This window comes from Klebsiella sp. 54 (genome assembly GCF_018223875.1).
Lineage (GTDB): Bacteria > Pseudomonadota > Gammaproteobacteria > Enterobacterales > Enterobacteriaceae > Klebsiella > Klebsiella quasipneumoniae.
The window spans coordinates 1-24,607 of sequence record NZ_JAGRRA010000009.1; the positions used below are offsets into that span (position 1 = coordinate 1).

22 protein-coding genes, 1 tRNA gene and 2 pseudogenes are annotated in these 24,607 nt (G+C 45.0%); 21 read left to right on the forward strand and 4 right to left on the reverse strand.

Annotation, left to right across the window (positions count from 1 at the left end; all coding sequences use genetic code 11):
• The first annotated feature begins 296 nt into the window (after positions 1–296).
• From KHQ24_RS18360 to KHQ24_RS18395, 9 genes and pseudogenes are all read left to right on the forward strand, one after another.
• Positions 297–381 (forward strand) — tRNA-Leu (locus KHQ24_RS18360).
• Between the two features lie 199 nt (positions 382–580).
• Positions 581–1,828 carry a tyrosine-type recombinase/integrase gene (locus KHQ24_RS18365; RefSeq protein WP_211777390.1) on the forward strand — a complete coding sequence of 416 codons (1,248 nt, stop codon included), beginning with the start codon at positions 581–583 and terminating at the stop codon, positions 1,826–1,828.
• 580 nt (positions 1,829–2,408) lie between these two features.
• Positions 2,409–2,990 (forward strand): restriction endonuclease subunit S, encoded by a 582-nt coding sequence (locus tag KHQ24_RS18370; protein WP_211777391.1) that lies wholly within the window; start codon positions 2,409–2,411, stop codon positions 2,988–2,990.
• Between the two features lie 3 nt (positions 2,991–2,993).
• Positions 2,994–4,523 (forward strand): type I restriction-modification system subunit M, encoded by a 1,530-nt coding sequence (locus KHQ24_RS18375; protein WP_211777392.1) that lies wholly within the window; start codon positions 2,994–2,996, stop codon positions 4,521–4,523.
• The gene (locus KHQ24_RS18380; protein ID WP_211777393.1) at positions 4,507–5,682 is read left to right on the forward strand and encodes a restriction endonuclease subunit S; all 1,176 of its coding nucleotides are present in this window, start codon (positions 4,507–4,509) and stop codon (positions 5,680–5,682) included. The genes KHQ24_RS18375 and KHQ24_RS18380 overlap by 17 nt, the downstream gene beginning before the upstream one ends.
• Positions 5,679–5,957: pseudogene (locus tag KHQ24_RS24435) on the forward strand (hydroxyacid dehydrogenase); the annotation flags it as partial. The gene KHQ24_RS18380 and the pseudogene KHQ24_RS24435, both read left to right, overlap by 4 nt.
• Before the next feature lie 11 nt (positions 5,958–5,968).
• Positions 5,969–9,250 (forward strand): type I restriction endonuclease subunit R, encoded by a 3,282-nt coding sequence (locus tag KHQ24_RS18385; protein WP_211777394.1) that lies wholly within the window; start codon positions 5,969–5,971, stop codon positions 9,248–9,250.
• Between the two features lie 30 nt (positions 9,251–9,280).
• On the forward strand, positions 9,281–10,003 hold the full coding sequence (locus tag KHQ24_RS18390; protein WP_211777395.1) for a M48 family metallopeptidase: 723 nt from the start codon (positions 9,281–9,283) through the stop codon (positions 10,001–10,003).
• A 158-nt stretch (positions 10,004–10,161) separates the two neighbouring features.
• Complete coding sequence (locus KHQ24_RS18395; RefSeq protein ID WP_102085845.1) at positions 10,162–11,076, forward strand: restriction endonuclease; 915 nt, start codon at positions 10,162–10,164, stop codon at positions 11,074–11,076.
• A gap of 126 nt (positions 11,077–11,202) precedes the next feature.
• Here KHQ24_RS18395 and KHQ24_RS18400 read toward each other — a convergent pair whose 3' ends face one another.
• The gene (locus KHQ24_RS18400; protein ID WP_110196143.1) at positions 11,203–11,430 is read right to left on the reverse strand and encodes a helix-turn-helix transcriptional regulator; all 228 of its coding nucleotides are present in this window, start codon (positions 11,428–11,430) and stop codon (positions 11,203–11,205) included.
• 156 nt (positions 11,431–11,586) lie between these two features.
• Entirely contained in the window at positions 11,587–12,156 is a 570-nt protein-coding gene (locus KHQ24_RS18405; RefSeq protein ID WP_211777396.1) for an inovirus Gp2 family protein, read from the reverse strand.
• A 494-nt stretch (positions 12,157–12,650) separates the two neighbouring features.
• On the opposite strand from KHQ24_RS18405, the gene KHQ24_RS18410 reads away from it, so the two are divergent.
• The 12 genes and pseudogenes from KHQ24_RS18410 (at position 12,651) to KHQ24_RS18465 (ending at position 21,221) form a co-directional block, all read left to right on the forward strand.
• The gene (locus KHQ24_RS18410) at positions 12,651–13,637 is read left to right on the forward strand and encodes a hypothetical protein (RefSeq protein WP_211777397.1); all 987 of its coding nucleotides are present in this window, start codon (positions 12,651–12,653) and stop codon (positions 13,635–13,637) included.
• A gap of 210 nt (positions 13,638–13,847) precedes the next feature.
• Positions 13,848–14,576, forward strand: a complete 729-nt coding sequence (locus KHQ24_RS18415) for a DUF3944 domain-containing protein (protein ID WP_211777398.1) — start codon at positions 13,848–13,850, stop codon at positions 14,574–14,576.
• A gap of 59 nt (positions 14,577–14,635) precedes the next feature.
• Complete coding sequence (locus KHQ24_RS18420; protein ID WP_131010925.1) at positions 14,636–15,313, forward strand: helix-turn-helix transcriptional regulator; 678 nt, start codon at positions 14,636–14,638, stop codon at positions 15,311–15,313.
• 54 nt (positions 15,314–15,367) lie between these two features.
• A complete protein-coding gene (locus tag KHQ24_RS18425; RefSeq protein WP_102085842.1) occupies positions 15,368–15,832 on the forward strand; it encodes a hypothetical protein in 465 nt (154 codons plus the stop codon).
• An 86-nt stretch (positions 15,833–15,918) separates the two neighbouring features.
• The gene (locus tag KHQ24_RS18430) at positions 15,919–16,278 is read left to right on the forward strand and encodes a hypothetical protein (protein ID WP_131010927.1); all 360 of its coding nucleotides are present in this window, start codon (positions 15,919–15,921) and stop codon (positions 16,276–16,278) included.
• A gap of 81 nt (positions 16,279–16,359) precedes the next feature.
• The gene (locus KHQ24_RS18435; protein ID WP_049141565.1) at positions 16,360–16,572 is read left to right on the forward strand and encodes a hypothetical protein; all 213 of its coding nucleotides are present in this window, start codon (positions 16,360–16,362) and stop codon (positions 16,570–16,572) included.
• A gap of 98 nt (positions 16,573–16,670) precedes the next feature.
• On the forward strand, positions 16,671–17,492 hold the full coding sequence (locus KHQ24_RS18440; protein WP_211777403.1) for a DUF932 domain-containing protein: 822 nt from the start codon (positions 16,671–16,673) through the stop codon (positions 17,490–17,492).
• 70 nt (positions 17,493–17,562) lie between these two features.
• Positions 17,563–18,033, forward strand: a complete 471-nt coding sequence (gene radC, locus KHQ24_RS18445; protein WP_069303593.1) for a RadC family protein — start codon at positions 17,563–17,565, stop codon at positions 18,031–18,033.
• A gap of 12 nt (positions 18,034–18,045) precedes the next feature.
• Positions 18,046–18,369, forward strand: a complete 324-nt coding sequence (locus tag KHQ24_RS18450; RefSeq protein ID WP_211777399.1) for a type IV toxin-antitoxin system YeeU family antitoxin — start codon at positions 18,046–18,048, stop codon at positions 18,367–18,369.
• 33 nt (positions 18,370–18,402) lie between these two features.
• Positions 18,403–18,723 (forward strand): TA system toxin CbtA family protein, encoded by a 321-nt coding sequence (locus KHQ24_RS18455; RefSeq protein ID WP_139964576.1) that lies wholly within the window; start codon positions 18,403–18,405, stop codon positions 18,721–18,723.
• Between the two features lie 113 nt (positions 18,724–18,836).
• Positions 18,837–19,673 (forward strand): DUF4942 domain-containing protein, encoded by an 837-nt coding sequence (locus KHQ24_RS18460; RefSeq protein WP_139964574.1) that lies wholly within the window; start codon positions 18,837–18,839, stop codon positions 19,671–19,673.
• Positions 19,674–20,024: 351 nt separating this feature from the next.
• Positions 20,025–21,221, forward strand: a pseudogene (locus KHQ24_RS18465) (tyrosine-type recombinase/integrase).
• 104 nt (positions 21,222–21,325) lie between these two features.
• Here the strand turns inward: KHQ24_RS18465 and KHQ24_RS18470 are convergent.
• Together KHQ24_RS18470 and KHQ24_RS18475 are read right to left on the reverse strand one after the other, a co-directional pair.
• Positions 21,326–22,189 carry a DUF3226 domain-containing protein gene (locus tag KHQ24_RS18470; RefSeq protein WP_126494862.1) on the reverse strand — a complete coding sequence of 288 codons (864 nt, stop codon included), beginning with the start codon at positions 22,187–22,189 and terminating at the stop codon, positions 21,326–21,328.
• On the reverse strand, positions 22,189–24,372 hold the full coding sequence (locus tag KHQ24_RS18475; protein WP_126494860.1) for an AAA family ATPase: 2,184 nt from the start codon (positions 24,370–24,372) through the stop codon (positions 22,189–22,191). The genes KHQ24_RS18470 and KHQ24_RS18475 overlap by 1 nt, the downstream gene beginning before the upstream one ends.
• Positions 24,373–24,607: the final 235 nt, after the last annotated feature.

The window sequence follows — 24,607 nt, forward strand, 5'->3', positions numbered from 1 at the left end:
GTGTTGAGTTGGGTTGAGTGATTCGGGTGAGAATGGTGTGAGAAAAAATAGAGATGACTTTGAGTGAAGTTTGGGGGGGCAAGGGGAAAGGGGAGTGGCTGGCAGGTGGTGCTGGGGTTGCGGGGGTTGTGAGAGGAGGGTTGCTGATGGCAGTCGCGCTATGGAACGGCAGCAAAAGGTGACGCCGCGCAGGATAGCGCTGTTTTTTTCGACACTTAGCGCAATGACGACACGCTGTCGCTTGCATGGCCGCCGCCGACAGGTATAATCCAGAACGTTTCCGCATCCCCTTCAGTGCCGAAGTGGCGAAATCGGTAGACGCAGTTGATTCAAAATCAACCGTAGAAATACGTGCCGGTTCGAGTCCGGCCTTCGGCACCATCGGAACATCAACAGACGTCAACGGACGTCTTTTTTTGTGCCTGAAATCCACGCCACACAAGGCTTTCCGCGATTTTCCTTTCAACAGAAGTCAATCTGAGTCAACCCACATCAAGTCGCTTGTGAGTATAGAATCGAGTATATATGCTGGTTCGATAATGCTTATATACTCACGGAAGCACATGGAAGGAGAACTTTTATGGCTCTGACAGATATCAAAGTGCGTTCTGCAAAACCGCAGGAAAAGGAGTACACCCTGGTCGATGGGGATGGCATGTTTTTGCTGATTCATCCCAACGGCTCAAAATACTGGCGGTTCCGCTTTCGCTTTGGAGGTAAGCAGCACCTGATGGCTTTCGGTGTTTACCCTGAAACTTCACTGGCTGATGCCCGTCAAAAAAGAGAAGAGGCTAGGAGACTTGTTGCTGCTGGAATCGACCCTCGCGAACACAAACGGGCAGTGAAAGAAGAACAGAAGAAAGAAGCTATTACCTTTGAGTCAGTTGCCAGAGATTGGCATGCAACTAACAAGAAATGGTCAGAGGATCACAGTCGTAGGGTATTGAAGAGCCTGGAAGACAATCTGTTCTCTGCGATTGGCAAGCGTAGTATTGAAGAGCTAAAAACTCGCGACCTGCTTGCACCTATTAAAGTTGTAGAAGCAACAGGCCGCCTTGAAATTGCTTCTCGTCTCCAGCAGCGAACAACCGCCATCATGCGGTATGCCGTCCAAAGTGGCTTGATTGATTACAACCCAGCCCAAGAGATGGCTGGTGCAGTTGCTTCCAGCAACCGTATCCATCGACCAGCACTTGAACTGAAACGCTTACCTGAACTACTCCACCGAATTGATAGCTACAACGGACGGCCTTTAACTCGTCTGGCTGTTGAGCTCACATTATTAATCTTTATTCGTTCTAGTGAATTTCGCTTTGCGCGTTGGTCTGAAATCGATTTTGAAAGGGCAATGTGGACGATACCGGCTGAACGAGAAGCTATCGAAGGGGTAAAGCATTCGCAGCGTGGCTCGAAAATGCGTACTCCTCATTTAGTTCCTCTGTCTCGTCAGGCATTAGTAATCCTTCAACAGGTCCACAAGATCAGTGGTGATCGTGACTTTGTTTTCGTTGGCGATCATAACCCTCGTAAGCCCATGAGTGAAAACACGGTGAACAAGGCACTGCGCGTCATGGGATATGACACGAAGGTTGAAGTTTGTGGGCATGGTTTCAGAACAATGGCGTGTAGCTCGTTGATTGAATCAGGGTTGTGGTCGAGGGATGCGGTAGAGCGTCAGATGAGCCATATGGAGCGTAACTCTGTGCGTGCGGCTTACATTCATAAGGCGGAGCATTTAGACGAGCGTAGATTGATGCTGCAGTGGTGGGCGGATTATCTTGATGCAAATCGGGAGAAAGGTGTCAGTGCATTTGATTTCAAAACATAACGACCAGTTAAATATTCAATTAAAACAGTATATTAGTATAATTCATGATTAAGCCATTAACGGTCACTGCTTCTTCGTGGGATAACCTTTTTCTGTAGGGCTGCTACTGCACATAAAATACTTGTTGACTTTGATATCAGCCTGAGCAAATATAAGTGCATCAACTCACTTTTATTACAGTAGCGGTCGTACAGAAGAGAGTGATTTGTGCGATTGGTTGCAGCCTTTCGCTAACCTCAAACCCGAAGCGTCTAAACCAGGATAGGAGATCGAATCAGTGACATGTTATCAAGTTTCTTACGATTTGCAAAAGCAGATTATAACACTTAGCGTAACAACAGAAGCAAATCCGGCAGCGCCTGATGCTAACGTTATGACTTTACAAGGTTCATTATCGCTCACTAAGTTGCTGCGTAAATTCATTGGGCTGTTCTGGTTTTGGTAATATTACTCTCGCTTCACATATAAAGTTATGCAGGCGTGGATTATCAACATAAGGGCTTTATGAGCTCATAGCTCAGCCCTTTTAATCCTCTTTAAGATTAGTGCATCAGTGATGCTGCACTTAACTGAGGCTATTATGCCAACAAAGTTATACAAGATAGGTGATTTGGCTGATATTCGCTCAGGCTATACCTTCCGGGGGGCTGTCAAACCGGCGTCTGATGGGAATGTACGCATATTACAAATTAAGGACCTTGAGCTGGATTGGCAGAGAGATTATGAAGCTTTACCGGCGATTAGTTGGGAGCAACGTGCTGAACCACCTTTCCTCAGACAAGGTGAAATAGTCGTTGCCGCCAGGGGGAACCGGAACGTCGCGGTTGTCTATAGCAGTGACATCCCAGTGGTAGCTACCAGCCAGTTTCTGATCGTTACCCTTCGAAGGGAAGAACACGAGATAGTTCCAGAATACCTGTGTTGGGTACTTAACCACCCGATGACACAACAAATGTTTAATCGCAGTGGTACAAACATCCAGCTTGTTACTAAAGCAGCATTGTTGGATGTGGAGATTCCTGTTCCACCTGCGCATACGCAACGACAAATTATCGAGCTTCAACGAGTCTGTCAGGAAGAAGATAGAATTATCAGTAAGTTACAAAGTAATCGTCACCAACTCGAGCTTGGTATTTTGCAAAAATTACTTAAGGATAAATAGAACATGAGTAACAAAATCGATCAAGACCGTATTAATAGGGTGCTATGGGGCGTATGCGATATCTTCCGTGGCACTATCAGTCCTGATACCTATAAAGACTTTATCCTTACTATGTTGTTCCTGAAGTACATTTCTGATGTATGGCAGGATCACTATGATGGATACAAAGAAGAGTATGGCGATGAGCCGGAACTGATCGAAGAGATGATGAAAAACGAACGGTTCGTTCTCCCAAAAGAGGCCAGTTTTTATGCACTTTATAAACGCCGTAATGAACCTGGCAACGGCGAGCGTATCGACGAAGCGCTTCACGCCATTGAAGAAGCTAACGGTACCAAGCTGAAAGATGGTGGGAAAAGCGTTTTCCAGGACATTACTTTCAATACTGACAAGCTGGGTGAAGAAAAACAAAAGAACGGAATCCTCAAAGATCTGTTGCTGGAGTTCTCAAATCCAGAGCTGAACCTTAAGCCTAGCCGCGTGGGCGGTTTGGATGTAATCGGCAATGCGTATGAATACCTAATCGGTAAGTTTGCCGCCAATAGTGGTCAGAAGGCGGGTGAGTACTATACCCCACCGGAAGTTTCTGAACTGATGGCGGAACTGTTGGATCCGCAATCTGGCGACACTATTTGCGATCCCGCCTGTGGTTCCGCGTCCTTGCTGATGAAATGTGGCCGCAAGGTAGTACAGCATCATGGTTCTAAACAGTATGAGCTCTATGGCCAAGAAGCCATCGGTTCAACCTGGTCGCTGGCGAAAATGAACATGTTCTTGCATGGTGAGGATAACCACAAAATCGAATGGGGGGACACCATTCGTAACCCTAAACTGCTGGATAAAAATGGCGATTTAATGCTGTTTGATGTAGTTACCGCTAACCCACCGTTCTCGCTCGATAAGTGGGGGCATGATGATGTGGAAAACGATAAGTTTGGTCGTTTCCGCCGTGGTATGCCGCCAAAAACAAAGGGGGATTACGCCTTTATTCTGCATATGATTGAGACTATGAAGCCGAAAACCGGGCGTATGGGGGTTGTCGTTCCTCATGGTGTGCTATTCCGTGGTTCTAGCGAAGGGAAAATCCGCCAGAAGTTGATTGAAGAAAACTTACTTGATGCGGTCATTGGGTTACCCGAAAAGCTGTTTTTTGGTACAGGAATCCCTGCAGCTATCCTGATTTTTAAAAAGCAGAAAGTTGACGATAAGGTGTTGTTTATAGATGCCAGCCGTGAGTATGAGCCGGGTAAAAACCAGAATAAGTTGAGTGTGGATAATATTGCCAAAATTGTTAAAACCTATCGTAATGGCGATAACGTTGATAAATACGCTTATCTTGCTAGTCTGCAGGACATTCGCGACAACGACTACAACCTAAATATTCCCCGCTATGTTGATACATTCCAAGAGGAGGAAGATATCGACCTTATGGCAGTGCGCACAGAGCGCGAACAGTTAAAAGCCCAATTAAGCAAACTTGAAGCAGAGATGGCTGCATATTTGGAGGTGTTAGGTTATGGCTCGCAAGCTTGACATAACTGCTATTCCTGAGGGCTGGAAGTATGATCTGCTCGATAATTTTGCAGAGAGATGCAGTGGTCATACACCGAGCAAGAGCCGCCCTGAGTATTGGAATGGGGGAATTAAATGGATTTCACTGACAGATAGCTATCGTTTGGACAAAGGCTATGTATATGCGACGGATAAGGAAATATCACAAGAAGGTATTAATAATAGCTCAGCAGAACTACATCCTGTTGAGACTGTAGTGTTAACTCGCGATGCAGGGATTGGGAAGAGCGGAGTGATGGCTGAGGCCATGGCTGTAAGCCAGCACTTTATTGCTTGGAGGTGTGACAATAAGGAAAAGTTGAATAGTTGGTTCTTGTATTATTGGCTTCAATTAAATAAGACAGAGTTTGAGCGACAGGCTGTCGGATCAACAATTAAGACTATTGGGTTGCCTTATTTTAAAAAGTTGATGATCGCAGTTCCACCGTATTTAGAGCAAGAAAAAATAGCTCAAATACTTTCTACGTGGGATAAGGCGATCGCCATTACTGAGCAACTGCTGATTAATAGCCAAAGGCAGAAAAAAGCACTGATGCAGCAATTGCTTACAGGAAAGAAACGGTTTTCGGAATTTAAGGGGGGATGGAAGTGTGTAGAGTTAGGCTCTCTTCTAGAATATACGCAACCCACTCCCTATTTGGTAAAATCAACTGATTATAATGACGATTATGAAACCCCGGTTCTCACGGCTGGGAAAACATTTATTCTTGGCTATACCAATGAAGCAGAAGGTATATATAACGATAAATTACCCGTGATAATTTTTGATGATTTCACGACAGATAGTAAGTTTGTTGATTTCCCTTTCAAAGCTAAATCAAGCGCAATGAAAATTCTTACGTCAAGAGATGGTGTTTCTATAAAATATGTATTTGAAGCTATGCAGATACTTGATTTCACAATTGGGGGGCATCAACGTCACTGGATATCTATCTTTTCTAATCTAAAAATAGCTCTTCCTGAATTAGCTGAACAACAAAAGATTGCTTCAGTTCTCTCAACTGCTGATTCTGAGATCAAAACTCTAAAAACACAACTCGAATGCTTAGAACAAGAAAAAAAAGCCTTGATGCAACAACTGCTCATCGGTAAACGCCGAGTGCAAACGGAGACCGCATGACGGATAAGCATCTACCGCAAGCTCCGGTGGGTGAGTTCCTGTTGTTTCAAAGCGACGATGGCCGTGCTCGTGTTGAGTGCCGCTTTCAGTCAGATATGTTGTGGCTTACTAAGGTATCTATGGCTGAGCTATATGATAAGGATGTTTGAACAATTAACGAAGAACCGATCAACACCATGGCTAAAGGCGAACTTGCTCGAAGTCGAACTATCCGGAAATTCCGGATAGTTAATCAGGAAGGAAAACGTCAGGTTTCCGGCGCAATAGAGCACTACAAGAGAGTATAATGAACACCCAATATGCCCCAAAATTTCAGGAAGAATACAGTGCTAAGCTTCCGGCTTTGATGCTGCTGAATAACCTTGGCTGGTCTTACCTTTCTCCTAAAGAGGCTCTGTCTGCCCGGGCAGGCAAACCCGATCAAGTTGTGTTGGTTCACCTCCTCAGAGAGCAACTGGCAAAGCGAACTTTTAAATTTGGTGGGAAGGAATATTCTCTTTCTGACAAGGCTATTGATAATCTGATAGCTGAAGTCAACAGCCCGGCTTTGAATCAGGGCTTACTTACTGCCAATGAGCGTCTCTATAACCACTTGATGTATGGGATTTCCGTTACCGAGTTTATCGAAGGTAAAAAGGCGAACCCAACTATTGCCTTAATCGATTGGCATCATCCAACGAATAATAGTTTTGTCTTTACCGAAGAGTTCACAGTAACGCGAGCTAACGGTGTTGAATCACGTAGGCCTGATATCGTCTGCTTTGTGAATGGTATTCCACTGGTGGTAATTGAGGCCAAACGTCCGGATGGTAATGCTAAAAAGGTTCCAACCATTGGTGAAGGAATATCACAAACTCTCCGTAACCAGCGCCATAATGAAATTCCACGCCTGTTTGTTTATAGCCAGTTGCTGTTGTCGATTAATGGTCATGATGGCCGTTATGGTACCTGCGGAACTTCGGCTAAATTCTGGGCCACCTGGCGTGAGGAGGATCTCTCTGATGCTGAAATGTATGTCATCAAGAATCAGAAACTTCTACCTGAACAGCTAGATAAACTATTTGGTCACCGACCAGTAGCGGCCAGAGATTGGTACCAAGAGTTGCTAGCTGCGGGCGAGTTGGCCGTGACCGGGCAAGATAAGCTGTTAATAAGCCTATTGTTGCCTGAACGTCTGCTGGATATGGTTCGCTTTTATACACTATTTGATAAAAAGGTAGGCAAGATTGTTGCTCGGTATCAACAAGTGTTTGGTATCAAGCGGTTGATTGAGCGTATCAATACCAAAAGACCTGATGGTAGCCGTGAAGGTGGAGTTATTTGGCATACAACCGGTTCGGGAAAATCGTTGACGATGGTGTTTCTGAGCAAGGCGCTAATCTTGCATGAAAGCTTAAAGCAATGCCGCATTGTGGTGGTTACCGACCGCGTCGATTTGGAAAACCAGCTTAGCCGCACCTTTATCTCCAGCGGCGAACTCTCAGGGAAGAGGGATAAGTCAGCGGCGATCGCAACATCTGGCAGGCGTTTGGCAGAGCAGATTGGGAAGGGCACTGAGCGTATTATCTTCTCTTTGATCCAGAAGTTTAATACCGCTATTAGGCAGCCTGAATGCATCAATACCAGTTCAGATATTATTGTGTTGATTGATGAGGGTCACCGTAGCCAAGGTGGTGAAAACCATATCCGCATGACGCAGGCGTTGCCGAAAGCCGCATTTGTTGCTTTTACAGGCACTCCATTGCTAAAAGATGATAAAACGACCAATAAATTTGGCTCTATCATCCATGCATATACAATGCAGCGAGCAACGGATGATAAAGCCGTAACGCCACTTCTTTACGAAGAGCGTATTCCCGATCTGGATGTGAATGAACGTGCTCTTGATAGCTGGTTTGAGCGAATTACCGAAGGGTTAAGCGACCAGCAAAAAACCGATCTTAAACGCAAATATGCCAGTAAAGGCCAGATCTACACCGCAGACGATCGTATTCGTCTGATTGCATTAGATATTGCCAATCACTTCGTGAAAAACATTGACGAAGGATTAAAAGGTCAGCTTGCTTGTGACAGTAAAGCCGCTGCCATCAAGTATAAGAAATACCTAGATGAGGTCGGGCTATTTGAGTCCGCGGTGGTGATTAGCGCTCCTGACACGCGTGAAGGCAATACTGAAGTTGATGAGTCTACTGCACCTGAAGTTGTTAAATGGTGGAAGGAGAATGTCGGTCAACAGGATGAACAATCCTACACCAGAAACGTGATAGACCGTTTTGATAAAGATGATTCGCTGAAGTTGCTGATCGTGGTCGATAAGCTGCTAACCGGCTTTGATGAGCCCAAGAACGCTGTGCTTTACATTGATAAGCAATTGAAAGGGCACAACCTGATTCAGGCGATAGCACGAGTTAACCGTTTGCACCCCAAGAAGAAATTTGGTCTGCTCATAGACTATCGTGGCATTCTCAAAGAGCTGGATACCACCATAGAGAAGTACCAGAAACTTGCATCCCGCACTCAGGGTGGTTATGAGATTGACGATCTCGCCGGGCTCTATAATCAGATGAGCACCGAATACAAACGTTTACCGCAGCTTTATAACAACCTGTGGGCGATTTTTGACGGTGTGAAGAACAGGCAGGATACCGAGCAACTGCGTCAGGTATTGGTACCACGCATTGAAGAAAAAAATGGCGAACTGGTCGATGTGCACCTGAAAATACGTGAAGACTTCTACGAGGCATTGACTGAATTTGCCAGTTGTTTAAAAGTTGCATTGCAATCAGCCACCTTCTTTGAAGACAAGAGCTTCAGTGAAGATGATCGCCGTCATTACAAAGAGACGGTGAAGCAGTTCTCAAGTTTACGCCAGTTAGTGCAGCAAGATGCCGGTGAGCGTATCGACTATGATGAGTATGCCGAGCAGGTCAAAAAGTTACTCGATAAGCATGTTGTTGGCGTAGAAGTTCGGGAGCCTGATGGTGTTTACGAAGTAAACAAAATGGGGCAAGTGCAGCCAGATGAGTGGAGCGAAGATAAAACCCGTAACGAAACCGACATCATAAAAACGCGTGTTACTCGTATGATCGAGCAAGAACTGCGTGACGATCCCTATGCGCAGGAGGCGTTCTCTAAGCTATTACGGCAAGCTATTGAAGAAGCTGAGAAGTTATTCGAACATCCGCTCAAGCAATACATGCTTTTCCGGGAGTTTGAAGAGCAAGTGCATGAACGACGCTTGAATGATATTCCAGATGTATTTGCCGGCAACCACCATGCTCAGGCTTACTTTGGCGTATTCAAGAAAATGCTACCTGAGGTTTTCTCGATTACCGATTCGCAAGTTCAGGATAAATGGATAAAACTGGCTTTTGATGTGGACCGTTCAGTCGAAACCTCAGTGGCCGAAAACTCAATAAACCCGCAGAACATTGAAGCAGATATCAGGAAAAAGCTGTTGCCATTGATGTTTAAGGAATGCAAAGCCATTGGCGGCGGAATGGACCAGGCGAAGAGGATCGTCGAGATGATTGTACAAATTACCCGTGTCGGATTGAGCGGAGTGTAAGCTGTGCCCATTCACACGCAAACGCAGGCTATGAGCTTTATCTACGGAGACGAGTGGATCAACTTTGACCGTGAGTCTCGTCCCTATGCCACAAGTCGCGTGTTGATTAAGGTGCATCCAGATTGCCGTGTGGTTGTTTCTGCACCTGCAGAGGCTGATGACCTGGCCGTTCTGACGGCAGTAAAGAAACGTGGGCGCTGGATTTATCAGCAGCTTAGGGATTTCCGCAGACAGATTGAATACATTACGCCACGTAAGTATATCAGCGGCGAGAGCCATTATTACCTTGGCAAACAATACTTGTTGAAGGTGATTGAAGAACCTGCGGAGGTACAACGCGTAAAAATGTTGCGCGGAAAGCTGGAAGTTACCTTGCGTCAGAAGAGCCCTGAAAAGGTCCGGCAGCTTCTTATTGATTGGTATAAAACCCGTGCCAAAGATGTTTTCGCCAAACGGCTCGAAGCCATGCTCGAGCAGGCTCTGTGGGTAAATACTCCTCCCCCATTGCGTATTCTTACCATGCAAACACAGTGGGGGAGTTGTTCTCCTAACGGTCGGCTCACTCTTAACCCAAACTTGGTTAAAGCTCCCCGAGAATGCATTGACTATGTAATTTTGCATGAGCTGTGTCATCTAGCTGAGCACAACCATAGCGAGCGTTTTTACCGTCTGATGGGACAAGTTATGCCCAAGTGGGAAGTAGTCAAAACGGGGTTGGATGAGATGGCTGGGGTGATATTTTCTGATTTATGATGTGGAGATGAGACTTTAGCTTAGTGAGTAAAATCATTGAGGTATGTGTTCATCTCCTCGCCAGTTGGAAGTACACTCAATTGCTAAGTAACTAAACAGACTTTAGTTGATCGGTTTGACGCAGCCGAGCTAATAAGAACCTTATCAGGGATGTATATATGGCCGTTCCTACCTACGATAAATTTATTGAACCAGTTCTCCGTTTTCTGGCAGGTAAACCTGAGGGCGTACCAGCTCGTGATGCGCATGAAGCTGCGGCAGATGCTCTTAATCTTGATGATAATCAGCGAGCAGAGGTAATAGCCAGCGGTCAGTTAGTTTATAAAAATCGGGCGGGCTGGGCACATGACCGTCTGAAGCGAGCTGGATTATCGCAAAGTTTATCCAGAGGAAAATGGTGCTTAACGCCCGACGGGGTTAAATGGGTACAGGCTCATCCCCAGCCACTCGCCGAAAAGGAAGTGAACCACCTGGCCTTTGATTTCATGAACGTGAAATTAAAACAGCAGCCAGATGCTGTCGATCTTGATCCAAGACCAGCTGCACCGAACCAGGAAGAGCTGGCAAAAAGCAGCCCTGACGATCGTCTTGATCAAGCGTTAAAAGAGCTGCGGGATGCTGTTGCTGATGAGTTACTGGAAAACTTGTTGCAGGTATCTCCGGCGCGTTTTGAGGTTATCGTACTGGATGTTCTTCATCGTCTGGGATATGGAGGACATAGGGATGATCTTCAGCGCGTAGGAGGTACTGGAGATGGTGGCATCGATGGCATTATTTCGCTTGATAAATTGGGGTTGGAAAAAGTTTACGTGCAGGCTAAGCGCTGGCAGAACACAGTTGGCCGCCCTGAACTTCAGGCGTTCTATGGTGCGCTGGCCGGACAAAAGGCCAAACGAGGAGTATTTATTACCACTTCCGGCTTTACTTCTCAGGCGCGAGATTTTGCCCAATCCGTTGAGGGAATGGTGCTGGTTGATGGCGAACGTCTAGTTCATTTGATGATTGAAAACGAGGTTGGCGTTTCCTCTCGTTTGGTTAAAGTGCCCAAACTGGACATGGATTACTTTGAGTAATGAGTGAATCCGAGCCGGAGCGACAGCTCCGGTGATTTCTTCGACGTGTTTTCTCGATGAGGGCTGGTTTTCGTGTTTCTGAGTTATTAGTGTTCCACTACATACATTCCGCTGTGTACTATCTTTTCATCGCAGACAGTTCCCTCGTGAATCCTCAATACGTTTCAGCATCCAGCTCTCCACTTCGCTTTTAAACCAACGTGAGCTACGTCCCAGCTTGATGGGTTTTGGGAAAACTCCGTCCTGAATAAGTTTATAAAACCACTTGTCGCTCATGCCTGTATATGTAGTGATAAAAGTCATGTCTATAAGCGGGTCTTCAGCACTAAGAATGGGGTTATTGATAGTAGCCATGGAATATCTCCCTCTGAAAATTAACGATGGGAGGGGTCCGGCGTGGTTGAGTTCTATTGCACGCCGGTACTCCTTCAGAGGATAGGGATTGCCAGTAAAAAAATACCTGAGAGCCTTATCGGCACCGATAGGCTGGGGCGAATCTTGACGGGGATATCAGCGCTGGCTGCATCCAAAATTACGCTCGCCATCACCAGTAACTTTGGTATGGTCCTTTGCAAGATATGAAGCCCGTAATAATGCCTCCTGTAGTTGCTCGTTATTCCCTCTGTCAATCCAGTACACCGGGCTTTCCGGAAAGTGTGCCAGCGTTGCATACTCCTGAGTACCCACCCGTAAGGCGCTACACCACGCCTGTTTGATTAAACCTGCTAGTGAAGCCGGATCGTTATAGTTGCCTGCGGAACACCAGACCTCGCGATTAAGCAACAACACCATGTGATAGTGCTTTTTACCGTTGCGTTCTCCATATTCCCTTGCCCAGATATAACGCAGGTCGGTCATGCGTTTTCGGTTGCCCTCGCGGTGTTTACGAAGCAGGTACACTGCAATCTTTACTTTCAGAGAGTCTATAAATCGGGAGATGACAGCAGCATCTGTAGCTGCTGGAGCATTGGGTAGTCGTAGATCAACCCTCAGCATTAAGACTCGCGGATAAGCCTTAAGGGCGTTCAGAAAGGTGTCGGTAATACGTTGTTGCCAGAAAGGATTAGAGGTGTAATTCATTATGAAAATCTCCAGTGGTTTTTTTTCACATCAATGACTGGAGCTGTAAAAAAATACCCTTAAAAATAATGCTTCAGGTAATTAAAACTGAGGTTTGATGTTTCAACCTATCTTGATTAAATCATTTCTGATTACAGAAGGGTTATGAAGGTAACCCATAGATTTAAGCGTAACAGAGAGAAAGGATGTGTCAGGTATATATTACCAATCCGACAGTTTGTGCTATGTAACGTGTGTACATCCGGTAGCCATGCACCATCAACCTGCTCCTGACTGTTCCTTAAATCACTCTGGAGTTAACGTTGTATGGGGAAGTTGACTGGGTATGCTATTAAAGTGCCATCATTCCCAGTATTTAAAGGGATTTCGTTCTATGAATGGAACGTTTTTTCCTTGTTTTTTCCTCTATCAAACATCATTTTTAACACGAAAAATCTTCATTAACACTTTGGCTTAAGTTATCCTAAAAGTAGGCTTGAGAGAAGGAACTGGACATGAGTGATGAGCGTATAAAAAGGATGAGAATCAAATCTGCGCAGGAATTGGCAGGAGAGGAACCAATGCTGATAAGGGAATATATTTCAACCTTTCCATTGTCTATGCTCGGGCGCATATTAATTTCGCTAAATATAACGATAGCAAACTCAAATTTCCCTCAGATAACTAATAATGCCCCGGCATTAATAGATTTTATTTGTTCGGGGGTCGCTTCTGATAAAGTAAAATCTCCTTTTGATAAGATAAAAAAACTTGTAAAAGATGTAGAAAATGACGCTTTCTCCGATGGTTGTATTGTATGGCTTAAAAATGATATCGAGGCATGCCACTATTTTTGGTGGAATCTGATGCAGCTCGAATGGAGAGGTGTGTTTAAACTGCTTAGAGCGGATAATATACATCGCTACAGTGATGTGGGGGGTAAGCAGCAAGCTCAATGCGTTTCTGATACATTTTGTCTACCCAGACTCGTAGGCGGACATAAAGAACGCTATAAATCCATTTTGACCTTATTAAGTTTGTTGCCATTCAAAAATACTGAAATAAATCTTCTGATTTCACATTTATCCTGTAACTACAAGAGAGATAAAGAGATATGCAGGCGTGAGGTCAATGTCACCTCTTTGATGAAAAGCAAAGAGTCGGTTTCTTTTTCAGTTTGTTACTTAAAGAAAAAAAATATGTTCTTGGCTGATTTAGAACCTCTCACAGAGAGTGATAGTAAATACGCATTAATCACACAGCTTTATCTGCTTACAAGAGAAGACAATTTTAAAGAGTTAGTCACCTCGTTGACTAAAGCTTGGTCACAAAAGAAGGTACGTGAAAAAAGAAAAGAGACGGATAAAAAACAGACTGCCGAACTTCTCGGCTTGAGCAAAGAAAGCATAAGGATGCTTGAGGAATTATCAAAAAAACACAGTATGGACCACTCAGAACTGATGGATCTGGCTATACAGTCTTTGTTCGAACAAATGCAGTAATTCATTTTAAAATCAGATATATATCATCATAATGGATGGCGGCACCACCCGATCTCAGTGTGTATGTTTTAGTCGTAGTTGTCACGGGACTATGACACTCAGTGTCGCATTCAACTCCATCCGCGTAAAAATTCACCATTTTATAAGACCTATCTGTGCAACAGCCCCCCTTACAGTGTGACCTCTCACCACACTAACTAAGGAAGAACAATGGCTGTCTATCGTAATGACCCCGATTTAAACCTGCTGGGCCAGTGCAGCAATGAAGAGCTACAACTGTTGGTTTCTATTCTGATCACTGACCCTCGTGACGGCGACACTCGCTGGACAGAGAGCCTGACCAGTACCCCTGAATATCGTCTGTTGGCACCGGAACACCGGCGCTACTGGCAACTGATTGCGGGTGAATTTCAGCGTTACGGGGCCAATACGCTGGTAAGTTTGATTCGGCTGGGGCAGGGCGTGACCTACCGGGAAATCCTCAGGGATGTTTGCGATAAGCTTGATGTGAACTACAACCTGAAAAGCACCACCGAGACCATTGAGTTGTGCCTGCTGATGAAGGTGCTGGAGAAAAGCCTGGACCAAATGACATCGGAAGAACTGGCTACTTTTTCTCGCAATATGCAACTCGACCTGACCAACCCCACCCCTCAGCTCATTCTGATAGCAGTACAGGCAGCCATACGTACCTCCTCGCTGGCCGCCCTAGAACTCGCCACCGTGCTGTCCGCCAGCGTCATTACCTCACTGGGAGGGATTGCCACCTGGGGCACTGTGGTGGTGGCATCCAGAGCTCTGTCCGTTATCGCCGGTCCCGTCGCCATTGCGCTCAGTTCGGCGTGGATGATTTCCGACATTGCGGGTCCGGCTTACCGGGTCACCATACCGGCCTGCATCATAGTAGCCTGGCTCCGGCAGCAACGTCTTTCCCGCTAATCCATTTTTCACTGCCAGCAGATGACTGGTACCAATATTTTCTGCTGGGAGCACATAACATGTCTGAACAGGGACACCGCTATGATCGGTTGGCCAGCCGTCTCGCCATCCTGGTCAGTCGCCTCTTTATGGGCGAATCACTCTGCGTCAGACAATTGGCTCAGGAGTTTGGCGTTTCTGAGCGCACCGTTCAGCGCGACTTGCGTGAGCGTCTACGTTATCTCGACATCGAATATTCCCGTGGAAGCTTCCGGCTCCTGGACGCCCGGGGTCCCTTTCGCACCAACAGCGACATTCTCCGCTTTGCCCGGATAACCAGCGTGGCGCATTACTTTCCTACTCTGGATCCCAGGCTGCTGTCGGTGTTGCTCGACAGTGGTCAGGATTCCCCTTGCATTATCTGGAATGCCCCGCCACGTCAGGCACCCGCGTTGTTTGGTGGTTTCCAGGCTATCGTTCAGGCCATCATCCGTAATCGCCGTGTTCACTTTCTGCATCAGGGTCATCAGCAGTCTGCAGTGGCCCCTTACCGGCTTATCTGTCTGGACGGGGAGTGGTACTTGGTGGCCGTATCGAAAGATCGCATTCAGGTGTTCACCCTTTCAGCCATCACTGATGTGGTGATGACCCTCAGCGGTTTTGTGCGAAACAGCCATATCACTCGCATTTTTCAGGACCCGAGATTCATTCAGGCTCTGCCGCATTATCAGTATATCAGCGGGCTCATCAGGGAATGAGCCTGCATTCCCGTCCGTCAGGGCAATTTGCTTTACTCACAAAAGGATACATTCATGAACAATTCATCACTCAGCGCGTTGGTGCTGGTCTGTGGCCTGGTTCCGGTCATGGCGCAGGCTTTCGGAAATAAGGACACTTGGTCCAGCGGTTGGGGCCAAGGCGTATCAGAGTTTGTTATCAAGGGGAAAGGTCAATCGCAGTTATATCTGTCCTGTGAGGATTACGGCTCACAGCCAGCCACGGTCATATTTACGGACGCTAACGGGCATGAAGTCAGTATGGATGAGGATAGAAACCTCCAGGTCAGCATTGACGGTGGGGAGTCCATTGATATCAGTGAGTCTGAAAGTCGTGTCGGCAGCAATAACCTGGTACTGGCCTGGACACAGTTGCGTAACGGCAAACAAGTCTTGGTATCCGGCGAAGGTGTTAAGCCAGCTACCTTCACACTAGTTGGGGCGGCGAAGGTGCTGCCCGAGTTTGGCACACACGGCTGTGTGGCAAAGGCATCACTCTGATTTGTAAATGTTTGTACCGTTTATCGCTGGTAATGAATGATGATATTCATGTCCCGGCGATACGTTTCTCTTAAAAGGAATACGCTGTGAAAATCAAACAATGGTTGATATCTGCACTGTTTTTACTGTCTGCTTCGGCGCTGGCCGAGCCAACGTCTCCAATAAAAGTGGAGACCAGTGATTATGTTCATCCTGCCGGAACACGCTACGCCACTGTAGTGGTCACCTCGCTGGATGACAGTGTGAAAGTTGAAAACATTGACGTTAATCGGGGCAACTGCCGCATCGACAACAAAAAGTTTATGTCCTCCGTTAACAAGGAAACCATTCTGCCGATCACTCTGCGCTACGGGCAGTCCGTCAAAGTAAATTTTTACAATGAGTGCGTGGCTTCGGAAGTGGTAGTCACCACCGACAAAGGGGCGTGGCGCTACACCTATAACTGAGTATTCTCTCTGTTTCATCTCCCTCCATAAAAGACGTCACATCACCAACGGACTGCCGTCAGGCAGTCCGGAGCAAACCCTATGATTTTTCTGAAAATGCTGGTGACCGCTTTGGGTCAGGTTCTGACCTGGTACGGCGGTCAGCAAGCCCGACAATTTATTGAAATCCGCTTTCGTCAGGCCGGTCGCGATGACGACAGCATAGATGCAGCCAGAGAAGCAGCCACGCTGCTGGTGACCGCGCTGATAACTGCCCTGATGGCGCAGATATTACGGATCCTGGACAACTTCTGAGCCGCCTTCTGCTGCAACGATCACTGAACCTGCATATCGCCCCTGCCTCCTTACGGAGCAGGGGCTTTTGTTTTTATGCCCCAAAACCTAAGGAAATTATCATGAAATTAGCCAGCCGCTTTGGTGCGGTCAACCTGGTTCGCCGCGACCGTCCTCTAACCCATGATGAACTGGCGCATTACGTACCGAGTGTCTTTAGTGAAGAAAAGCATGAATCACGTAGTGACCGATACACCTACATCCCGACCATAACCATTCTCGATAACCTGCAGCGAGAAGGCTTCCAGCCGTTCTTCGCCTGCCAGACTCGTGTGCGGGATCAGAGCAAGCGTGAACACACTAAACATATGCTGCGCCTGCGCCGCGAAGGCCAAATCACTGGCAAGCAAGTGCCGGAAATTATTCTGCTTAATAGCCATGACGGTTCCAGCTCATACCAGATGCTGCCGGGGCTATTTAGATCGGTTTGCCAAAATGGGCTGATTTGCGGTGAGAGTTTTGGTGAAGTGCGTGTTCCCCATAAGGGTAACGTGGTGGAGAAAGTCATTGAAGGGGCTTACGAGGTACTGGGGATATTTGACCGGGTGGAGGAGAAGCGCAATGCAATGCAGTCGCTTTTGTTACCGCCGCCAGCACAACAGGCGATGGCGAAAGCAGCATTAACCTATCGCTTTGGTGAAGAGCATCAGCCGGTGACGGAATCGAAAATCCTATCCCCACGCCGCTGGCAGGATGAAAGTAACGACCTGTGGACCACTTATCAGCGCATTCAGGAAAACCTGATTAAAGGCGGTCTGTCTGGACGAACCACTAAAGGTAAACGCGCCCATACACGCGCTGTTAAAGGTATCGACGGTGATGTAAAGCTCAACCGTGCTCTGTGGGTGATGGCTGAGAATATGCTGCAGCTTGTTTCATGAACCTTTTTATTATCCCTTCCGCTAGGCCTTGCCAATAAACCGGCGAGGCTTTTTGTTTTAAGGAGCAAATATGTCTGTATTCAATTTATCCCCGATATTTCCTGCAAACGAGCAACGCATCATTCGTCGGGCGTTACGACTGCTGGAGAAATATCAGCGTCAACCGAGTGAGTCATTTACTTCCACCAGCTTCACTAAAACCTGGCTGCAATTACAGATGGCTCATCAGGAGCGTGAAGTTTTTATGGTGTTGTATCTCGACAATCAGCACTGCCTGCTGGGATGCGAAACACTGTTTACCGGCACACTCAGCCAAACCGAAGTTCATCCCCGCGAAGTGGTTAAATTGGCACTGAAGCACAATGCTGCTGCAGTCATTCTGGCTCATAACCATCCGTCAGGTACGACAGAAATCAGTCAGCAGGATAAACACATCACTCAGCTGATAGTGAAAGCGTTAGCACTGGTAGAAGTGCGTGTGTTGGATCATTTGGTTGTTGGGAATGAAGTGGTTTCTTTTGCTGAGCAGGGGTTGCTTTAAACGGAGGTTTTCATGCCATTCACACTATCCCATGAATGGGGGCTACAAAGCGATATCATCCCACGATTTGGCGCAAGATTAGTTCAGGAAGGCAACCGGCTGCATTACCTGGCTGACAGGGCTGGTTTGACGGGAAGCTTTAGCCCAGAGCAGCTACAAAGCCTGGAAAATGCTTTCCCACTGTTTATAGAGCAGTTAGAAAATATGTTGCGCTCCGGTGAGCTAAATCCACAGCAGCAACATCAGATGACCATTCAGCTTACAGGTCTAACTTGTATAGCTGATACCCTTAGTAGCTGGGGCTACGTTTATCTCACTGTTTATCCCGCCCAATAACGTCTTCTCTCTTCTTTTATCAGGACCCAAATTATGCACATTTCAACTGTACCGACCACGGTGCCGGTTTCGTCACGCCTGTCGCCCGTACAGGTCTGGCAGCAACTGTTAACGTATCTGCTGGAACACCATTACGGCCTGACACTTAACGACACGCCATTTCACGACGACGAGGCCATCCAAGAGCATATTGAAGCTGGTATTACACTTGCTGATGCAGTGAATTTCCTGGTGGAACGCTATGAACTGGTACGCACTGACCGTAAGGGATTCACTTGGCAAGATCAAACACCATTCCTGACCGCCACCGATATTCTCAGAGCCAGGCGAGCTACCGGATTAATAAATACTTGATTTCTTCGAGCCCCATTCCTGATTTTTACATCTGAACTTCCCACCTTTTTTATTCATCGCATAATGCGCCTGCCACTCCCGGCAGGCGTGTTTGCTTTTATGGACGATTAACGATGCAAACAGAACCAGAAGTGTTGACGGAACACAATGAGCTCATTCTTTCGACCAGTATCGAACGTGTAGTCACTGGACGCGATTCCGCACTAAAACAGATAGAACAACTCATTGAACAGCTTGATGCCATTTCACGGTTAACCTCAGAAATTGGCGGTGGTACAGCGCAAGACTGGGCGATGAAGCCAGGGCACCGCTACGATAGTTGGCTAACTGAGAAGGCAGATAAAGCGATGCCTGCCGTCACCCGCAATATCGACAGTAGTATCTGGCGCGATTTGATGCTGAAATCCGGCATGATGGCCTTAATGGATGCACAGGCTCGCGACCAGTGGCACAAGAACCTGGAGGAGGGCGATCTTCCTACTATCAGTGAGGCGAACATTCTCAGTACTTTTGAACAGTTACATCTGAACAAAACGGAAGTATTTGAGCGCGGGATCATTAACGTCTTCAAAGGCCTGTCGTGGGATTATAAAACCAATAGCCCCTGCAGCTTTGGTAAGAAGATAATCATTAACAATTTGGTAACTCATAACCGCTGGGGCTTTAGCCTTAACTGGGGTTGGCGGAGGGATCAGTTGGCTGACCTTGAGCGGATGCTGTTTTTACTTGATGGCAAACCAATACCTGACAACCGTGGTGATATATCTATCCGATTGGTGGAACATATTCGGGATAACCCGGCTAAGAATGCTTACGAGGATGAATACTTCAGCATCCGCTACTTTCAGAAGGGAACAGCCCATCTGACATTCAAGCGTTTGGAGCTGATAGAAATGATGAATGACATTATTGCGAAACACTATCCTGGGGTATTAGCTAAGACCAACTGAAGTAGAGAGTTTCAGTTGGTCTCTGCTAAAGAAATTTTCTAAAAATGGGATTACATGCATTTTTTTAACTCATTGGTTTTGAATGATTGCTAACTAAAATTGATTGAGTATACAAGTGAGTATATAGACTAAGGTTTGGTGTTTTTATATTTAATTAATTCAGTTGATTAGTTTGATTTGGCGAGTCCGGCCTTCGCACCATTAGTACTTCCAAGACCATCCGAGAAAGTCAAATTATCCCTTTAAAATCAATGCTTGCAGCGATTTTCACGTCCTGAGTCGTCCGAGGTTGTCCGTTGAAATCCGGATGTCATTGGGGACATCTTAACTTTGATTAGAAATGTGCCCCAAATGAAGCTCAACGCCAGACAGATCGAGACCGCAAAACCAAAAAACAAAACCTACAAAATGGCCGGTGGCGGTGGTTGTATCTCGCGGTTTCGGCCAAGGGGGGCTAAATACTGGCGCATGAAATACAGACGCCCTTCAAACAAAAAAGAAGATCGCCTCGCTTTTGGTGTTTGGCCAACGGTGACGCTTGCTCAGGCAAGAGCAAAGCGTGACGAAGCTAAGTAACTGTTAGTGCAGGACATTTACCCAAAAGCCGAACAGAAAGAAGCTCAGGCTGAGAATTCGGGTGCATATACTTTCGAAACCATTGCTCGCGAATGGCATGCCAGTAACAAGCGCTGGAGTGAAGACCATCGATCGCGCGTTCGTCGCTATCTTGAGCTTTATATCTTCCCTTATATCGGTTCGTCCGATATTCGCCAGCTCAAAACTAGCCGCCTGTTAGCCCCGATTAAAAAAGTTGATGCCAGTGGTAAACACGACGTCGCTCAGCGCCTGCAACAGCGCGTCACAGCCATTATGCGGTATGCCGTACAGAACGATTACATCGACTCTTATCCAGCAAATGACATGGCCGGTGCGTTATCGACAACCAAAGCGCGACATTACCCCGCTTTACCCTCAAGCCGGTTCCCTGAGTTTCTTGCTCGTCTTGGAGCATATCGTGGTCGTGTAATGACCCGGATTGCGGTTGAGCTTTCTCTGCTAGCTTTTGTACGTTCCAGCGAGTTACGCTTTTCTAGTTGGGAAGTGTTTGATTTCTATAAATCTCTTTGGCGTGTACCTGCAAAGCGAGAAGAAATTAAAGGCGTGCGTTACTCGTACCGTGGCATGAAGATGAAAGAGGAACATATCGTTCCGCTTAGTCGGCAGGCTATGGTCTTGTTAGAGCAACTTAGCAACTTAGTGGTGAAAAAAGCTCTTTTTCCAAGGGATCATGACGTAAATAAGGTTATGAGTGAAAACACGGTAAACAGTGCATTGCGTACGATGGGTTATGATGAGAAAAAAGAGGTTTGTGGGCATGGATTTAGAACAATGGCGTGTGGGGCTTTAGGCGAGTCGGGATTATGGTGCGATGACGTGATAGAGCGCCAGTTAAGCCACTCTGAGCGTAATAATGTACGTGCGACTGATATCCATACATCTGAACATTTGGATGAACGTCGATTGATGGTTCAATGGTGGGCAGACTAACTAGATGGTAATCGAGAAAAAATGGTTTCCCCTTTTTATTTTAAAGTGCTCGAGTATTGAAAGTTGCGCCTCCATTGTGAGGCGCAATTGATCATATCAAATGGCTAAATAAAGCCATTGAGAAATCTTACCATTTTACTTATTGTTGTTGATTTAGCCAAATTATCTTGATTAAGTAATTTTGATTGACTAATAATCACGTTAACCGAACCTCCTGGCTTCTTCCTTTGACCCATAAGAGATAATGTAGCCTTATACATTTTAGCCGTCTCAGCAATTTTACGTTGCTCATTATCACTATTGAGTTCCCATTCATGCAATCTTTGAATTGTTTCTTTTGCGGAACTAAATAGCTCATCGTCACCTACACATTCGCATAGGACATCTTCAAGAGTTCCTTTCCCAGTATCTCTATTACACCATATTATAGCTGCTACTTCACCATTCTGTGTATATATTGATAAAGGTTCCTCAGGATAAGCTTCCCAATTTTCTGTTAGCCATGAAGATGTACCGATGATAGAAAAGTCGGTGTAAATCTCATTAAGTATCGTTTCTTTGCTATTATGGTCTGCGTCATAAATGAATATATACTTATGGCTAGAAATGCTACCGCGATCACTCACATTGAACGTATTGCTATTCTCAGTCATTACCCACAGGTTTTTAATAAACCCATTTATTTTATCGCCTCTATTCTTTCCACCAGAGTTGAATACACTGACATAAGTATCATCAATAGTAAAAATTCTATCTGGGAGAAAGAATTTATGTGCCATTTCAAGACTTAAATCCAATTGTGCATGATTTTCAAGGGCTTTTTGATACATGCTATTATAGGGCGAAGGCAGTTGATTGAATTTTCCACTGAATTCTTGGGCATTAAAGAATTTACTCAATACCAAGCAAATTAGCGCGACATCATGTGGGCCTTCACAAAAAATTAATGTTGAGTTGATGTTTTCCATTATCGAGCATCCCTCAAATCAACGTTTCCTGCTTCAACTAAAGTACGGAATGTATCACCATCGAAATTCTTATTGGTAATTTTACCATCATTATTTATTAATGCATGGCAAGCTAGATCTTCTGATTTTATCTTTTTATTTAAGGTAAATGCATCAATACATTCTTTACTATGACTTGTGATGAATACCTGGACATTGAAGTTTTTAGCAAGTTTATAAATAAAAGAAGAAAAATCAGAAATCAGAGAGTGATGTAGGGCGTTTTCGAACTCATCGATAAGAACGACACCATTACTAGCACTTGAAAATATAAGGGACATGAAAAATATTCTCTGCAACCCTTCACCATAAGATGAAATGTCGACGCCTTCATCAAATTTTTCATCGTCAACAATGAAACGCTGTCTTTCATCAGTAAGCCGTATATCTCTCAGCGTAGGAAGAATCGATCCTTTCAAGAACTCTATCAGTAACGGCAATGACTTAGACTGAACACTTTTGTGGTAGTATTGAGCATAATGATGAGGTTCATTCAAGAAAAATGGACTACTGAATGCGACAGGACATACCAATTTTATATAGTCCGCAATTGTCTCACGTTCGCGACCTTTGTAAGTTCGATTCAACGAGGTCTGGCTATAGTTAGAAAATGTAGTATCGATCTCTATAGTTGATAAATATTTTGTTTTATCGATAGAATTGTCTGACTCTTCGATAGTTTTTAAGCTTAATGAACAATTATGGTTATCAAATACGCCTGAAATAAGTACAGGATTAGTCAATTGTTCAATCATCCACGTAGGGTCTAAATGCTCAGCGGAGACTTTCCCACGGCGACGCATTACCTCTATTAGTCCATTTAAATCATTTTGTTTAATTAGAAGATAAATCGCTTCTAATAATGATGTCTTACCGGTATTGTTTAATCCGGCAAATATATTAATTAAGGATAGTCCTTTAATTTGCATACCGACTAATTGGCGATAGTTTATTATATATAATTCTTCAAAGTGATTTTTTATTCTATCGTAATAAACGTTTGTTTGTGCTACACCAGTCAGGCTGATACTGTTGGTTCGATCAATAATTGTTTTTAATTTTCCCCAAGCGCTTTCGAGTTCAGGGATATATTCAGGTCGAATGGCAAGCTGGTATAATGTATCAATATCAGATGAGACGGAGCGTATAGCAGCTTCTTGTCTTTCTTTAAATACTAAATCACTAGCACGGTAAGCACTATTAAGATCTCTAGTTGATTGCAGTTGCGACAAAGCACGCTCATCAGACACGATTTTAGCAAGAAGATCAATATCATCCCTTTTACTTATAGCTGGCTCCAGAAACCTTTCACTGTAACCAACATGGCCATTCTCATCTTCCTCTTCGATTGGTTCGCGGGATAGCAGGGAGAAAAATAATTCTTTATTTTTCAAGTTTTCTGCTTTTGCAGTGTCTTCATTCCATCCAAGCCATACTTTTAATGCTTGACTACGTATTGTTTGTCTAAATATTGGGAATCGGCTTTCTGTAAATTGATCACCATAATCAGAATTTCTATATTGCGCAACAAGAGATAAAGCCCTTAGACTACGCCTTAATTCAACTTTACTTATGCCAATCCTATGACAGATATCTGTTTCACTTAACTTATAGTTTGTACTCATATTTTCAAGTAACTTTGCCTGATTCCACTCCCCCCATTTTTTATTCCCACTGATATGCTTAAGTGCCATAAGAGTAAGATGGTGCTCAGGTGTGGAGTCTGGGTAAATAACTACTGGGATCGAACTAAAAAATTCTGGTAGAACTTTTCCCAGATTATTTCCTTTTTGTTCGTATTCATTTAATAATGTTTTTAAAGCAGCTACGCGCCTATTCCCTTCAATAACAACATATCCATTATCCTCAAGAGCTCTTACCTGAATCTGATCAACAGGCAAATAGCCATTTGCTCTAAAGCTATCTATAAGATCTTGTATATGTTGGTTTTTATCGCCACAAATAAGTCTTGTGGTTCTTTGTTGTACAATTTTATCTTTGATTTCAGTTTCAGGTACGTCAACTTGATCATCTTCATGAATTAAGCGGTAATTATTAGGATCAAGGAATAAGTTTCTGATACTTACTCTTCTGATAGTAGATTGTGCAGTTGATTCTTGTTCTTTAGGGATGTTTTGATCCATCTTAGACCTCTAGATATCGATAAAATGCGACTTTAATCGGCAGGAGAAGAGCCAAGAAAGTCTAATGTGTATTACGTTTTAAGTAGCGATTGACCATTTACCTACTAAATTGTCATCCCTACGCATACCTTTCAACCTTCATGTGCCTGATTTTATGCTGTTCTACCAAAAAATCCAACAAGTGGGTGATTTCAATATCATTTATTGGTTGAGATATTTTATCTGTCGTATGAAC

What these genes read in the sequence shown, in the direction of transcription:
- KHQ24_RS18425 (WP_102085842.1), top strand. Translation starts at nt 15,368, where the DNA reads ATGAACAATTCATCACTCAGCGCGTTGGTGCTGGTCTGTGGCCTGGTT.
- KHQ24_RS18420 (WP_131010925.1), top strand. Translation starts at nt 14,636, where the DNA reads ATGTCTGAACAGGGACACCGCTATGATCGGTTGGCCAGCCGTCTCGCC.
- KHQ24_RS18410 (WP_211777397.1), top strand. Translation starts at nt 12,651, where the DNA reads ATGAGTGATGAGCGTATAAAAAGGATGAGAATCAAATCTGCGCAGGAA.
- KHQ24_RS18415 (WP_211777398.1), top strand. Translation starts at nt 13,848, where the DNA reads ATGGCTGTCTATCGTAATGACCCCGATTTAAACCTGCTGGGCCAGTGC.
- KHQ24_RS18380 (WP_211777393.1), top strand. Translation starts at nt 4,507, where the DNA reads ATGGCTCGCAAGCTTGACATAACTGCTATTCCTGAGGGCTGGAAGTAT.
- KHQ24_RS18455 (WP_139964576.1), top strand. Translation starts at nt 18,403, where the DNA reads ATGCACATTTCAACTGTACCGACCACGGTGCCGGTTTCGTCACGCCTG.
- KHQ24_RS18385 (WP_211777394.1), top strand. Translation starts at nt 5,969, where the DNA reads ATGAACACCCAATATGCCCCAAAATTTCAGGAAGAATACAGTGCTAAG.
- KHQ24_RS18460 (WP_139964574.1), top strand. Translation starts at nt 18,837, where the DNA reads ATGCAAACAGAACCAGAAGTGTTGACGGAACACAATGAGCTCATTCTT.
- KHQ24_RS18470 (WP_126494862.1), bottom strand. Translation starts at nt 22,189, where the DNA reads ATGGAAAACATCAACTCAACATTAATTTTTTGTGAAGGCCCACATGAT.
- KHQ24_RS18435 (WP_049141565.1), top strand. Translation starts at nt 16,360, where the DNA reads ATGATTTTTCTGAAAATGCTGGTGACCGCTTTGGGTCAGGTTCTGACC.
- KHQ24_RS18400 (WP_110196143.1), bottom strand. Translation starts at nt 11,430, where the DNA reads ATGGCTACTATCAATAACCCCATTCTTAGTGCTGAAGACCCGCTTATA.
- KHQ24_RS18365 (WP_211777390.1), top strand. Translation starts at nt 581, where the DNA reads ATGGCTCTGACAGATATCAAAGTGCGTTCTGCAAAACCGCAGGAAAAG.
- KHQ24_RS18370 (WP_211777391.1), top strand. Translation starts at nt 2,409, where the DNA reads ATGCCAACAAAGTTATACAAGATAGGTGATTTGGCTGATATTCGCTCA.
- KHQ24_RS18475 (WP_126494860.1), bottom strand. Translation starts at nt 24,372, where the DNA reads ATGGATCAAAACATCCCTAAAGAACAAGAATCAACTGCACAATCTACT.
- KHQ24_RS18390 (WP_211777395.1), top strand. Translation starts at nt 9,281, where the DNA reads ATGAGCTTTATCTACGGAGACGAGTGGATCAACTTTGACCGTGAGTCT.
- KHQ24_RS18450 (WP_211777399.1), top strand. Translation starts at nt 18,046, where the DNA reads ATGCCATTCACACTATCCCATGAATGGGGGCTACAAAGCGATATCATC.
- KHQ24_RS18395 (WP_102085845.1), top strand. Translation starts at nt 10,162, where the DNA reads ATGGCCGTTCCTACCTACGATAAATTTATTGAACCAGTTCTCCGTTTT.
- KHQ24_RS18375 (WP_211777392.1), top strand. Translation starts at nt 2,994, where the DNA reads ATGAGTAACAAAATCGATCAAGACCGTATTAATAGGGTGCTATGGGGC.
- radC (WP_069303593.1), top strand. Translation starts at nt 17,563, where the DNA reads ATGTCTGTATTCAATTTATCCCCGATATTTCCTGCAAACGAGCAACGC.
- KHQ24_RS18405 (WP_211777396.1), bottom strand. Translation starts at nt 12,156, where the DNA reads ATGAATTACACCTCTAATCCTTTCTGGCAACAACGTATTACCGACACC.